The 13,679-nt window shown below is 63.7% G+C and carries 7 protein-coding genes; 6 read left to right on the forward strand and 1 reads right to left on the reverse strand.

Annotation, left to right across the window (positions count from 1 at the left end; translation table 11 throughout):
* The first annotated feature begins 256 nt into the window (after positions 1–256).
* Genes O0882_RS08950 through O0882_RS08965 form a run of 4 tightly spaced genes read left to right on the forward strand, consistent with a single transcriptional unit; the run spans position 257 to position 8,687 of the window.
* The gene (locus tag O0882_RS08950) at positions 257–3,736 is read left to right on the forward strand and encodes a response regulator (protein ID WP_289947148.1); all 3,480 of its coding nucleotides are present in this window, start codon (positions 257–259) and stop codon (positions 3,734–3,736) included.
* Positions 3,736–4,617 (forward strand): CheR family methyltransferase, encoded by an 882-nt coding sequence (locus O0882_RS08955; protein WP_289947149.1) that lies wholly within the window; start codon positions 3,736–3,738, stop codon positions 4,615–4,617. The genes O0882_RS08950 and O0882_RS08955 overlap by 1 nt, the downstream gene beginning before the upstream one ends.
* Positions 4,607–5,797: a hybrid sensor histidine kinase/response regulator gene (locus O0882_RS08960; protein WP_289947150.1), complete on the forward strand. Its 1,191-nt coding sequence runs from the start codon at positions 4,607–4,609 to the stop codon at positions 5,795–5,797. The genes O0882_RS08955 and O0882_RS08960 overlap by 11 nt, the downstream gene beginning before the upstream one ends.
* A gap of 7 nt (positions 5,798–5,804) precedes the next feature.
* Complete coding sequence (locus O0882_RS08965) at positions 5,805–8,687, forward strand: PAS domain-containing protein (RefSeq protein WP_289947152.1); 2,883 nt, start codon at positions 5,805–5,807, stop codon at positions 8,685–8,687.
* Positions 8,688–8,690: 3 nt separating this feature from the next.
* On the opposite strand, the gene O0882_RS08970 is transcribed toward O0882_RS08965, so the two are convergent.
* Entirely contained in the window at positions 8,691–11,891 is a 3,201-nt protein-coding gene (locus O0882_RS08970) for a PAS domain-containing protein (RefSeq protein ID WP_289947154.1), read from the reverse strand.
* A gap of 140 nt (positions 11,892–12,031) precedes the next feature.
* Between O0882_RS08970 and O0882_RS08975 the strand changes: the two genes are divergently transcribed.
* Both O0882_RS08975 and O0882_RS08980 read left to right on the forward strand, forming a co-directional pair.
* Positions 12,032–12,937 (forward strand): alpha/beta hydrolase, encoded by a 906-nt coding sequence (locus tag O0882_RS08975; RefSeq protein ID WP_289947156.1) that lies wholly within the window; start codon positions 12,032–12,034, stop codon positions 12,935–12,937.
* On the forward strand, positions 12,934–13,443 hold the full coding sequence (locus tag O0882_RS08980; protein ID WP_289947158.1) for a hypothetical protein: 510 nt from the start codon (positions 12,934–12,936) through the stop codon (positions 13,441–13,443). The genes O0882_RS08975 and O0882_RS08980 overlap by 4 nt, the downstream gene beginning before the upstream one ends.
* The last annotated feature ends 236 nt before the right edge of the window (positions 13,444–13,679 follow it).

Below are 13,679 nucleotides of genomic sequence, written 5' to 3' on the forward strand. Positions count from 1 at the left end.
CTTGCACATGGCGACGTTTACAGGACGCCACCACCACCTGCATCTTAGGATGCGAACAGCCAATCTCTTTGATCTGCCTCAATCGTAATAAGCTTGATTTTCCCTAAATTTCATCTGTGTGCTATCGCGCTTTGCAGCGACTTGCGGGTCGGCAATTGAGCGCAAGACTGTTATGCTAGCGCACGCTTTGCTTGAGCTCCAGAAAACTTGCATTTCAATTAAAATTGTTTTTTCGCGACAGCCTACCACGGACATGATGAATACCAAGACCCCGATCGATTCCTTCAGCTTTCGCCGCATCCTCGCCCGCAACGTGACCTTGCCGCTGGTCATCGGGGTCGTCACCGCCCTCGTGTTTGTCGGCCTGATCGCCTACCTGCTCTCGGCCCTGCGCTCGGTCGAGCATTCGGAACGGGTGATCGGCAATGCGAACGAAGTCATGAAGCTATCGGTCGACCTGGAAACGGGCATGCGCGGCTACCTGCTGACGGGCGACGAAACGTTTTTGGCGCCGTATAAATCGGGCAAGGCCAAGATCGCCGTGGAAATGACGACCCTGCTGGACCTCGTGTCCGACAGCCCCATCCAGACGGACCGCCTGCGCCGCATCCGCGCGCTGCAAAACCAGTGGATGGAGTATGCGGAAGGCGTGATCGCGCAGCGCCGCAGCAACCAGGAATTCCTCGCGCGCGTGCGCCAGGGTGAAGGCAAGCTGGAATTCGATGAAATCCGTCGCGAATTCCTCGCCTTCCTGTCCATGGAACAACGACTGCGCCAGGAACGGGCCGATACGGCCGAGAGCCGCACCATGCTGGCCGTGGTGGTATTCCTGATCCTCAGCCTGGGCTTGTCCGGCTTGCTGGCCTACCTGGGACGGCGTGAACTGCTGCGCCTGTCCGATATCTACAACGATGCACTGGAGCAGCGCGGCAAGGATAACGAGGTGCTGCAGGAGCAAGCCTGGCTGCGCACGGGGCAGACGGAGCTGGCGGCCCATACGAGTGGCCAGCTGGGCCTGCCGCAGCTGGGACGGCACGTACTCGATTTCCTCGCCCACCGGCTGGAAGTGGCCGTGGCCACCCTGTACGTCGTCGACGAGGATGGCAGCCTGCGCCGCACGGCCGTGTACGGCTTCAATGAACAGGGCGTGAAGGAAAAACAGCTCTTCAAGCCGGGCGAAGGCCTGGTGGGCGAGACCGCGCGCGAAAAACGTCTCAAGCATGTGCGGCAAGTCCCCGACAATTATCTGACCGTGACCTCGAGCCTGGGCCACGGCGCGCCGCTGGAACTGGTCCTGGCGCCTGTCAACAATGAAGGCGTCGTCAACGGCGTCATCGAACTGGGCTTTACGCATCCCGTCAGCGCCCGCACCAAGGAATGGCTGAACCTGATTGCGGCGAATATCGGTACTTCGCTGGAAGCGGCCCTGTACCGCCAGCGCCTGCAAAATGTGCTGGAAGAAACCCAGCAACTGAATGAAGAGCTGGAAGTGCAACAGGAGGAATTGCGCACGGCCAATGAAGAGCTGGGCGAGCAGTCGCGCGTGCTGGAACAGTCGCAAGCCCACCTGGAAGAGCAAAAAGCGGCGCTGGAGCAGTCGAACGAACAGCTGGCCGTGCAGGCGCTGTCGCTGGACCAAAAGAACATGGCGATCGGCCAGGCGCACGCCCAGCTGGAAGCCCGCGCCGAAGAGCTGCAGCGTGCCAGCCGCTACAAATCCGAATTCCTGGCCAACATGTCGCACGAGCTGCGCACGCCATTGAACAGCTCGCTGATTTTGTCCAAGCTGCTGTCGGACAACAGCAGCGGCAACCTGACGCCGGAGCAAGTGACGTTTGCGCAAACCATTTATTCGGCCGGCAACGACTTATTAACCCTCATCAACGATATCCTCGACATTTCCAAGGTCGAGGCGGGCAAGCTGGAGTTGACGCCGGAAGCCGTGCCCTTTGACGAACTGCTCAGCAGCATGAAGATGCTGTTCGGCGCCCAGGCGCAGCAAAAGAAACTGGCGTTGAATATCAGCGTGGCGCCGGAGGCACCGCCGTCCTTCGTCAGCGACCGCCAGCGCCTGGAGCAAATCCTGAAAAACCTGCTGTCGAACGCCATCAAATTCACCGATACGGGCACGGTGTCCCTGCACGTGAGCGCCGATGCGGCTGGCCAGGTGCGCTTCCAGGTGCAGGATACCGGCATCGGCATCGCCGACGACCAGCAACAAAAGGTGTTCGACGCCTTCCACCAGGCCGACGGCACCACCAGCCGACGCTATGGCGGCACGGGCCTGGGCCTGTCGATTTCGCGCGACCTGGCCGCCTTGCTGGGCGGCAGCATCGAGCTGACCAGCACGCCAGGCCAGGGCAGCACGTTTACATTGGTGCTGCCGGCCGTCATGCCGGAACGCGCCGTGGAAGCGACGACAGTGCCGGCAGCGGCGCCACAAGCGCCCGCAAAAATCGCCATCGCGCCCAAGGCGGCGCCCGTCGCCAAGCCCGTGCCGCTGCCCACCTTCCAGGATGACCGGAACAGCGCGCCCCCAGGCAAGACGGGCCAGCGTTCCGTACTGGTGATCGAGGATGAGCCGTCGTTTGCCGGCATCCTGTTCGACCTTGCGCATGAAATGCAATACCGCTGCCTGGTGGCGCACGGCGCCGACGAAGGCTTGCGCCTGGCGCAAGAGTTCCTGCCCGACGCCATCCTGCTCGATATGGGCTTGCCGGACCGCCCGGGCTTGCTGGTCTTGCAGCAATTGAAGGAAAACCCGCTGACGCGCCACATTCCCGTGCACATCGTCTCCGGCAATGACCAGATCCAGGAAGCCATGCAGCTGGGCGCCATCGGCTATGCCACCAAGCCGCGCACGCGCGAGCAATTGAAGGAAGTGTTCCGCAAGCTCGAATCGAAGTTTACGCAAAAAATGAAGCGCATCCTGCTGGTCGAAGATGACGAACGCCAGCGCGAAAGCGTGGTGCACCTGATCAGCGACGACGATGTGGAAATCACGGCCGTGGCGCTGGGCGAGCAGGCGCTGGAATTGCTGAAAACGCAGATTTTCGACTGCATGATCATCGACTTGAAACTGCCCGATATCCAGGGCAACGAATTGCTCGAACGCATGGAGCATGAGGAGCTGTGCTCGTTCCCGCCCGTCATCGTCTACACGGGCCGCAACCTGAGCCGCGAGGAAGAAGCGGACCTCATGAAATACTCGCGCTCGATCATCATCAAGGGTGCCCGCTCGCCCGAGCGCCTGCTCGACGAAGTGACCTTGTTCCTGCACAAGGTGGAGTCGGAACTGTCGAGCGAGCGCCAGGGCATGCTGCAGCAGGTGCGCAGCCGCGAACGCGTGTTTGAAGGCCGCAAGATTTTGCTGGTGGACGACGACGTGCGCAATATCTTTGCGCTGACGAATGCGCTGGAACAGAAAGGCGTGGTGGTGGAAATCGGCCGCAACGGTTTCGAAGCCATCAGCAAGCTCAACAGCGTGGAGGATATCGACCTGGTGTTGATGGACGTTATGATGCCGGGCATGGATGGCCTGGAAGCGACGCGCTTGATCCGCGCCGATGGCCGCTACAACAAGCTGCCCATCATCGCCATTACCGCCAAGGCCATGAAGAATGACCAGGAAGAATGCCTGCAAGCGGGCGCGTCCGATTACCTGGCCAAGCCGATCGACCTGGACCGTCTGTATTCGCTGCTGCGCGTGTGGATGCCGAAGATGGAACGCATGTGATGCCCCAGCGCACCACGGACGCGCAGCTGCATGCGCTGATGGAGGCGATCTGTCAGCGCTACAGCTATGATTTTCGCGACTACTCCCTGCCCTCGCAGCGCCGGCGCCTGAACCAGGCGCTCGAGCGCTTCCACTGCGCCGACTTGCCCGCCTTGCAGCAGCTGGTGCTGGACGACGCGACCGCCTTTGGCAAGCTGCTGCAGATTTTGACCGTGCCCGTCACGCAAATGTTCCGCGACCCGGCGTTTTTTCTCGCCTTGCGCGAGCAGGTGGTGCCCGTGCTGAAAACCTATCCGTCGCCGACGATCTGGGTGGCCGGCTGTTGCACGGGAGAAGAAGCGCTGTCGCTGGCCATCGTGCTGCACGAGGAAGGCTTGCTCGAGCGCAGCACGATTTACGCCACCGACATCAATCCGCAGGCGCTGGCCACGGCCGCGCGCGGCGTGTATTCGCTGCACCGCATGGCCGACTACGGCGACAACTACCTGGCTGCGGGCGGCCTGGGCCAGCTGGCCGAGTACTACACGGTTGAGCATGCCACGGCGCATTTCCAGCAGCGCCTGCTCGACCGGATCAACTTTGCCGACCACAGCCTGTCCACGGACAGCGTCTTTATCGAAACGCAATTGATTTTGTGCCGTAACGTACTGATTTACTTCAATAAAACCTTGCAGGAGCGGGCCCTGGGCCTGTTCCACGACTCGCTGTGCCACCGGGGCTTCCTGGGCCTGGGCAGCAAGGAAAGTACACATTTCACCCGCTTTGCCGCCGAATTCGAGCCATTGCCGGGTCCCGAAAAGCTCTACCGCAAGCGTGCGCCGTCGCACGCCGCTTCCCATTACGCTGGACGGCACATGCCAGGAATGAAACATGATGAATGAAACAAGCACCAAACTGCTGATCGTCGACGATTTGCCGGAAAACTTGCGCGCGCTCAATGCGCTGATCCGCAAGAGCGACCGCAGCGTCTATCAGGCCTCCTCGGGCGAGGAAGCGCTGGCCCTGCTGCTGGAACACGATTTCGCGCTGGCCATCCTCGACGTGCAAATGCCGGAAATGGATGGCTTTGAGCTGGCGCAACTGATGCGCGGCACGGAAAAGACGCGCCACATCCCCATCGTCTTCGTCACGGCGGCCGGCAAGGAAATGAATTTCGCCTTCCAGGGCTATGAAAGCGGCGCCGTCGATTTCCTGCACAAGCCGCTCGATATCAATGCCGTGCAAAGCAAGGTCAATGTCTTCGTGGCCCTGCACCAGCAGCGCAGCGAAACGCGGCGCCAGGTGCAGGCGCTGGAGCACAGCCGCCAGCAACAGGAAGCGCTGCTGAAGGAATTGCGCGCTACCCAGGCCGAACTGCAGCGCTCGTTGCGCTTGCGCGACGAATTCATGTCCATGGTGGCGCATGAACTGCGCACGCCGTTAAACACGCTGTTCCTGGAAACACAGATGCGCACCGTCAACCTCGAACGGGGCAACCTGACCGCCTTCGAGCCGGACAAGCTGAACAAGATGGTAGCGCGCGACGGGCGGCAAATCCGCAGCATGGTGCGCCTGATCGACGACATGCTCGACGTCTCGCGCATCACCAGCGGCAAGCTGTCGATCCGCCGCGAAGCCGTCGACCTGACCAGCCTCGTGCGCCGGGTGGCGGACGACCTGGCACCGTATGCGGCCACGACGGGCAGCGTGCTGGAAGTGATGGCCTTCGAACCGATCCAGGGTTACTGGGATGCCTTCCGCGTCGAGCAGATCGTTGTCAACCTGATCAGCAATGCCGTGCGCTACGGCCAGGGCCAGCCCGTGGAAATCAGCCTGGCGCACACGCAGAACAGCGCCGTCATCGAAGTGCGCGACCACGGCATCGGCATCAATGCGCGCGACCAGGAACGCATCTTCGACGCCTTCGAGCGCGTCATGCACCAGGACCGCACGGGCGGCCTGGGCCTGGGGCTGTTCATCACCAAGCAATTGGTCGATGCGCATGGCGGCGCCATCACTCTGCAAAGCCAGCCCGGCAATGGCGCCCTGTTCAGCGTCACCCTGCCGCTGGCCGGCAGCTGAGCCCGGCATGAGCAGTACACAGTCCCCCCGCAGCCAGGCCGGCGCCAGCGGCGTAGCCTTTTTGCTGCAACTGGAACGCCGGCTGCGCCTGCTGCAGGATACGGGCGAGATTCTCGCCTTGTCGGCGCAGCTGCTGGGACAGCGTCTGGGCGCCCAGCAAGTGGCATGTTTTGATATCGACCAGACCCTGCAATGCCCCACTCTCCAGCATGCGTGGAGCGATGGCCTGGCGCCCGGCGCCGCCGGCGAATATTTCCTCGGCGATTATGCCGCCCGCCTGGCCGATGCGCTGGCCGCGGGCCAGGCGCTGGCCGTCAGCGATGTGGCCAGCGACCCGCGCACGGCCACGCCGGCCGCCCTGGCCACGTTTGCGCGCCTGGGCATCCGTGCCTTCCTGAACATTCCCATCGCCAAGGAAGGCCGGCTGGCGGCCCTGTTCGTCGTGCATAGCAACGCGGCGCGCCTGTGGCATGCGGACGAAATCGAACTGGCCGTGCAAGTGTCGGAGCGGGTCTGGTCGACCATTTTGCGGGCCCAGGCGGAATCGCGCCTGCGCGCCCTCAGTGCCAGCATGGAAATGCAGGTTGCCGAGCGCACGCGCGAGTTCGGCCGCACCTGGAACGTCAGCCCCGATTTGCTGGGCGTGCTCAACCTCGACGGCTATTTCGAGCACTCGAACCCCGCCTGGCAAGCCACTCTGGGCTGGTCGGTGGAGGAAATACGCACGACGCGCTTCCTGGAACTGGTGCACCCGGACGACTTGCCGCGCACCCATGCGGCCTGGGAGGCGGCCAACCAGGGGCAGCCGGCGCTGCGCTTCGAAAACCGCTACCGCCACAAGCTGGGCGGCTGGCACTGGCTGTCGTGGGTGGCCGTGCCCGAGGGCGAGAAGGTGTATTGCAGCGCGCGCGACATCACGGTGGAAAAGAAGCTGGAAGCGGACCTGGCCGCGCGCAACAGCGAGCGCGAGCGGCTGTGGCGCAGCGCGCAAGACTTGATGGTGGCCATCGATGCCGACGGCTGCTTTACCGCCGTCAACCCGGCCTCGACCGCCATCCTGGGCTGGCTGCCCGAGGAAATGCTGGGCCGCAGCCTGTTTGACTTCGTGCTGCCCGAGGATGCCGCCGCCACGCGCCAGGCGTTGGCGCACGTGTCGCAAGAAGCCATGCCCAGCTTTGAAAATCGCTACCGGCACCGCGATGGCGGCCACCGCTGGCTATCCTGGTCGGCGGCGCCCGAAGGCGACCTGGTGTTTGCCACCGGACGCCACGTCACCCTGGAAAAGGAAGCGGAAAGCACCTTGCGCAGCATGCAGGAATCGTTGCGCCACAGCGAAATGGCCCTGCTGCAATCGCAAAAACTCGAAGCGCTGGGCAAGCTGACGGGCGGCGTGGCCCATGATTTCAATAACGTGCTGCAAATTATCTCGGGCAATCTGCAACTGCTGCAAATGACCCTGGACGACGACCCGCTGGCCGCCAAGCGCATCGCCAGCGCTTCGGCCGCCGTGGAACGGGGCGCCAAGCTGTCGGCCCAGCTGCTGGCCTTTGCGCGGCGTCAACCATTGAAACCGCTGGTGACGGATCTGGCGCAATTGCTGCGTTCGACGGAAGAGCTGCTGCGGCGCGCCACGGGCGAAAGCATCGAGACGCGTTTGCTGCTGGCCGACGATTGCTGGCGCGCCCTGGTCGACCCGCACCAGCTGGAAAACGTCATCCTCAACCTGGCCATCAACGCGCGCGACGCGATGGAGGGCCAGGGCCAGCTGACCATCGAACTGGGCAACAGCGTGCTGGGCAGCGACTACGCGGCGCGCCATGCGGACGTGGCGCCCGGCGACTACGTGCAGCTGACCGTCTCGGACACGGGCACGGGCATTCCCGCCGACTTGCTGGACAAGATTTTCGAACCATTCTTCACGACGAAGAAGGAAGGCGAAGGCACGGGCCTGGGCCTGTCCATGGCGTATGGCTTCCTGCGCCAGAGCGGCGGCCACCTGACGGTGGACAGCGTGCCCGGCCATGGCAGCACCTTCCGCATCTATCTGCCGCGCTCGCTCGAAGCGGAAACGGAATTGCCGCTGCAATTGAGCGGCCCCGTGCTGGGCGGCAAGGAAACCATACTCGTCGTGGAAGACGACGTGCAGGTGCAGACGACGGTGGTGGACATGCTGCGCGGCCTCGGCTATGGCGTGCTGCGCGCCAGCGATGGCGAAAGCGCGCTGGCCATCGTCGGCAGCGGCGTCCCCATCGACCTGCTGTTTACGGATGTGGTGATGCCGGGCAAGGTCGCCAGCACGGAACTGGCGCGCCAGGCACGGCTGCTGCTGCCGCATCTGGCCGTGCTGTTTACCTCGGGCTACACGCAGGACGCCATCATGCAGGGCGGCCGCCTGGAGCCGGGCGTCGAGCTGTTGAGCAAACCGTACCGGCGCGAAGACCTGGCGCGGCGCATCCGCCACCTGCTGGCCAACGGCCGCCACGTGACGGCCCTGCACCAGTACCGCGCGCAACTGGCGCCGCAACCTACGCCGGCACTGCCGGCAGGACGCCATATCCTCCTGGTGGAAGACAATCCGGATGCGCGCGCCATGACGGGCGAACTGCTGGCCATGCTCGGTCACACGGTGCAGGCCGTGGGCACGGCCGAGGCAGCCCTGCCCCTGCTGGGCACGCCGGGACTGGAACTGCTGCTGACCGATATCAGCCTGCCTCAGATGTCGGGCACCGAGCTGGCCGAGGTCGCGGCGCGCGACTATCCACAGCTGGAAGTGGTGTTTTCCACGGGCCATGCGCCCGCCAATTCCGGCGTGCTGGACCCGGCCGCACGCTTCCTCGTCAAACCATTTACCATCGAGCAATTGCAGCACGCCTTGCTACCGCCGGCTTAGAGCCTAGTAAACGTCCTGCCGGTGCGCCTTCAGTGCGCCGGCCAGTTCTTCCAGGCCAAACGGTTTGCGCAGGAAGCGCGCGCTGGTGTCCTGCATCAGGCTGGCGCCCCAGTCGTGTCCGGAAGCAAACACTACATCCAGCTGCGGCCAGTGGGCGCGCGCATGGCGCGCCAGTTCCAGGCCGGACATGGTGGGCAAGCTGATGTCCGTCACCAGCACGTCCAGGCCCGGCATGGCCAGCAGGGGCAAGGCTGCCTCGGCGCTGGCCACGCCATGCACGGTATGCCCCAGCATATTGAGCATTTCCGTCGTCATTTCACGCGCATCGTCATTGTCTTCCACCAGCAGAATGCGCCGCCCCGACGGGTCGGGCGCGCCCACCAGGCGGCGGTCGGCCAGCACATGGCGGATGCGCCGCGCCAGGTCTTCGCGCTGGTAAGGCTTGCTCAACAGCTCCACGCCCGGGTCCAGGCGCCCGCCCTGCATGATGGCATTGTGCGTATAGCCCGAGGTAAACAACACGGCCAGCTCCGGCAGCAGCAGCCTGGCTTGCTGCGCCAGCTCCTTGCTGCTGACGGGGCCCGGCATGACCACGTCCGTAAACAGCAGGTCGATGGCCACGCCCGTGCCCAGCAGGGCCAGCGCCGAGGCACCGTCGTCCGCATGCAGCACGTCGTAGCCCAGGCCGCGCAGCATGTCGACCACCGTGTGCTGCACCGGCGCATCGTCTTCCACCACGAGGATGGTCTCGCCGCCGCCCAGCACGGGGCCCGTCAGGCCCGCTGGCGGCTCGGCCAGTTTTTCCAGCGAACGGGGCAGGTAAATTTTAAACGTCGTGCCGGCACCGGGCGCGCTGTGCACCTTGATGTGGCCCGCGCTCTGGCGGATGAAGCCGTAGGCCATGGACAGGCCCAGGCCCGTGCCCTCGCCTTCGCGCTTGGTGGTGAAGAATGGTTCGAAAATCTGGTCGATCACGTCGCGCTCCATGCCATGGCCCGTGTCGGTGATGGTCAGCAGCACATATTGCCCCTCCAGCACATCGGCATGCAAGCTGGCGTAAGCGGCATCGAGCGTGACATTGCTCAAGGTGAACGTCAGGCGTCCGCCCTTGTCCATCGCGTCGCGCGCATTGATGGCCATGTTCAGCAGCACGTTTTCCATCTGGTTCGGGTCGACCAGGGTATGCCACAAGCCGTCGCTGATGAAGGTTTCCTCGGTGACCGCCTCGCCCAGGGCGCGGCGGATCAGCTCGTGCATGCGGCGCAGCAGGCGTCCCAGGTCCGTCACCAGCGGCTTCAACGGTTGACGCCGCGCAAAGGCCAGCAGTTGCGACGACAGCTTGGCGCCCCGCTCGACGGCAGAGGCGGCCGAATCGAGGCGCCTGGCTGCCTGCGGATTATCGGCCACCGTGAGTTTCAGCAATTGCAAATTGCCGGAAATGATTTGCAGCACATTATTGAAATCGTGGGCCACGCCACCCGTCAGCTTGCCGATCGATTCCAGCTTTTGCGCCTGCAATAACGCTTGCTCGCTGCGCACCAGCGCCAGCCGCGCCTCTTTTTCATCGGTGACGTCGCGGCCGATGGCATGGATCAGCTTTTGTGCCGGCACGGCCGTCCAGGAAATCCAGCGGTAACCGCCATCGCGGCGCCGGTAACGGTTTTCCATGCGCAAGGTGGGCGCGCCGTGGGCCAGGCGCGACAAATCCTTCAAGGCCGCCATGCGGTCGTCCGGATGCACGAGGCTGATGAAATCCATGCCCAGCGATTCGATTTCAGGGCGGTCCAGGATCTGGCTCCAGGCGGGATTGACAGCGATGATCATGCCGGCCAGGTCCGCCACCAGCATGATGTCGGTCGACAGCCGCCACATGCGGTCGCGGTCAGCCGTACGGTTGGCCATTTCCACTTCCAGTGAGGAATTCAGGTAGGCCATCTTTTCCAGCACGTTTTTATGTTCCTGCACGTCCGTATTCGTGCCCACCCAGCGCAGCACCTTGCCTGTCTCGTCGAACAGGGGCAAGGCGCGCGCCAGGAACCAGCGGTAGGCGCCGTCGCTGGCGCGGCGCATGCGGAACTCGTGTTCGTAGGCGCTGGCCGTGGCGACAGCCCGCTCCCAGCTTTTCTGCGTGGCTTGCACGTCGTCCGGATGCACGCAGTGGCGAAACCCGCTGGTGACCAGCGACTTCATCGATTGCCCCGTGTATTCGCACACCTGCTCATTGACCCAGTAGGTGGCGCCGCTGCCATGCGCCAGCCAGGCCTGGTTGGGCATGGTCGAGGCGAGCGAACGGAATTGTGCCTCGCTGTCGAGCAAGGCATTGCGCGCCTGCCAGTGTTCGTCGATATCCTCGCAGGAACCATACCATTTCACGGGCTGGCCCCGCTCGTCAAGCCGGCAATACGCGCGCGAGTGCACCCAGCGGTAGCGGCCGTCCTGCCGGCGCACGCGCATTTCCTGGTCCAGGGGCTGGCCGCTGCTCATCGCTGCGCTCCAGGCCGCCAGGGAATGGGGCACGTCGTCGGGGTGGATGGCGTCCAGCCAACTGGTGCCCAGGCCATTGCCGCCCGTCCATTCGCGCCAGCGCTGCGCCACATAGTCGAGCTTGCCGTCGGTGTCGGCCGTCCACAGCACTTGCGTGTTCAGTTCGATGGCGTAATGAAAGTGTTCGCGGCTGTCGTGCAGCGCTCTTTCCAACTGGCCCCGTTCGATGACATGCGCGGCCACGCGCGCGGCCAGCGCCAACAGTTCGATTTCCGGTTGCGTGGGATGGCATGACGCGGGGAAGAACAGGCCCAGCACGCCCAGGATATGCCCTTTGGCGCCGAACACGGGGGCGACCCAGCAGGCGCGGTAGCCGTGCAGCATGGCTTCCTTGCGGCCCGCGCTCCAGTGCACGTCGCGCGTGATGTCGCCGCAATACACGGGCGCGCCGGAAAAGGCCGCCGTGCCGAACGGTGAAGGCTGCTCACCGCCGTGGCGCAGGGCCAGGCACAGGTCTTGCGGCAGGCTGGGCGAGGACAAGCCGCAAAAGTGGTCGGCCTCGTCGATAAGCAGCAGGCAGGCATGCGCGCCGCCGTCGGCCAGGTCTTGCAACGCCAGCAACAAATGCTCCAATGCATGGGCCAGGTCGGCGCCTGCCGCGATACTGCCCAGCGCACTATGCTCGGCGTCCAGCAAGGAAAGAATGTTGTTTGCGTGCACCGTGTCGATATGGGGAAAACTGATGCCCGAAATATACCATGGGGCACCCCTCTTGCAGGAGGAAAACAGCGTGCCGCTTGATCCCGGCATCCACGCGGCCCTATGCTAAAGTGTTGCTCTCTTCTCAAGCGAAACCAACGATGCCCACGTCCCTGCCATCCTCCCTGGTCGCCAGCGCCCTGCTCGCCTCCGTCCACGGCGCCGTCGCCGCCCCCATGAACCTGGACGACTACCTGGCCCTGAACGGCCCCGCCCCCACGGCGCAGCTCGCGTATGGCCCCGCACCGTCGCAATACGCGCAGCTGTTCCAGCCCGAGGGCAGCGGACCGTTCCCCGTCGTCGTACTGGTGCATGGCGGCTGCTGGACGGTGGCCTTCGGCGGCATCAAGCAGATGCGCAACGTGGCCGGCGCCCTCGTCGCGCAAGGGATTGCCGTGTGGAATGTCGAGTACCGCCGGGTCGACGAGCCGGGCGGCGGCTACCCGGGCACCTACGAAGACATGCACGCGGCACTGGACAGCTTGCGGCAGCACGCACCCCAGTACCAGCTGGACGTGAAGCGCATCGTCGCCATGGGCCATTCGGCCGGCGGCCAGCTGGTGCAATGGATCGCCGGCAGGGAAAAGCTGCCGGAGACCAGCCCCCTGTACCGCGAACAGTACCTGCCGATCAAGAATATCCTCAGCCTGGGCGGCCTGGCCGACCTGCGCCATGAAAAGGACTTGATCAAGAGCAGTTGCGAGCGCGACATCGCGCAACTGGCAGGCAGCGCCAGCACTGAGCGTCCCGACATCTACAGCGACACCAACGCGGCCGACCTGATGCCCAACGGCAGCCGCACCGTGCTGGCCACGGGAGAGCTCGACACCATCTCCCCGCCCAGAGTCGCGCACGACTATGCGGCCAAAGCCAAGCTGGCCGGCGACCATGCGGAAGTGCTGATCTTGCCCGGCGCCAGCCACTATGACGAGATTGCGGCCACGTCGAATGCATGGCGGATGATCTTGCCGGTAATCGAACAGATGCTGGCAATGGAGGCGAAATGAAACGCGCCATCGCCTTCACGCTGCTTGCCGCCTGCTCCGCCATGGCGTTCGCCGCAGATACCCATTCACTCGAAAGCGGCTTGCTGCATGCCATGCAACTCAAAAAGGGCACGACCGAGCGCACGGGCACGTCCGGCCAAGCCATCCGCGCCTACCAGCACGCGGGCCTGGTCAGCAAGACGCCCCGCCAGCGCTTCGACTACACCGACTACTACCTGCTGGACAAGCCAGCGCCCTTCATGGGCCACGAACTGGTGCTGATCGAAGAGGAATACCGCAGCAAATACATAGGCTGCTGCGCCAGCCCCGGCGTCGGGATCACGCTGAAAGTCCATGGCAGCCTCAAGAATCTGCAACAGTTCGCCCGCGCCAACCGCTGCACACTGACCGATCATATTGATTTTGCACATGCACTGCGCGAAGTGGCGATCAAGAAAAAGGTGCCCAAGGCGCACTATGCGTCCCTGAGCTGCCGCGAGCGCGATGCCGAGCGTGATGAGTCGTGACGCCAGTAGCGGCCAGTCATGTTGACGTGACAATGCGTGACTTTTCTCGCTCACTAATTCGTTATGCTCATTGCCGCAGTCGGTCGCGACCGTCCAAACGAGGTCGTTGCCAAATTCTTGCGCTTGGAGTAGTACACCTGCGGCAGCAGTGTATATTGAAATAGTGGCGATTCAGATCGCATCACTCAGGGAACATATGAAAAAAATATTTCCACAGTTCGTCAGTGTTGGTTTGG

Source organism: Janthinobacterium sp. SUN073 (genome assembly GCF_030397665.1).
Taxonomy (GTDB): Bacteria; Pseudomonadota; Gammaproteobacteria; order Burkholderiales; family Burkholderiaceae_D; genus Janthinobacterium.